Origin of the sequence: Vibrio sp. 10N.222.55.C6, from assembly GCF_041473395.1 — a bacterium.
Taxonomy (GTDB): domain Bacteria; phylum Pseudomonadota; class Gammaproteobacteria; order Enterobacterales; family Vibrionaceae; genus Vibrio; species Vibrio crassostreae_C.
In genome coordinates, this window is record NZ_JBFRSD010001097.1 from 1 (window position 1) to 230 (window position 230).

1 protein-coding gene is annotated in these 230 nt (G+C 43.0%); it reads right to left on the bottom strand.

Annotated elements, in window-relative coordinates; all coding sequences use genetic code 11:
* Positions 1–230 (bottom strand): anti-phage ZorAB system protein ZorA (gene zorA / locus AB4486_RS27720; protein ID WP_372120017.1); only part of this gene is annotated, 230 nt, incomplete at both ends.

Consider the following 230-nt stretch of genomic DNA (forward strand, 5'->3'; position numbering starts at 1 on the left):
GCTCCATTGATAACTCCCGCCACCCCATCTTTCATTTCATTTACATCCACATTACCTGCAATGTTTAAGTCAGAAAGACCGAGTTGCAAACCCACAAAAGTACCGATTACCCCTAAGGCCGTTAAGAAACCAGGCACTGCAGCTATCATTCTATTCTCAGTGCTACCACCAGCCAGAGTGGAACTATTGAAGAAATAGTCAGCATCAAATGTATTATGTAACCGTAACAC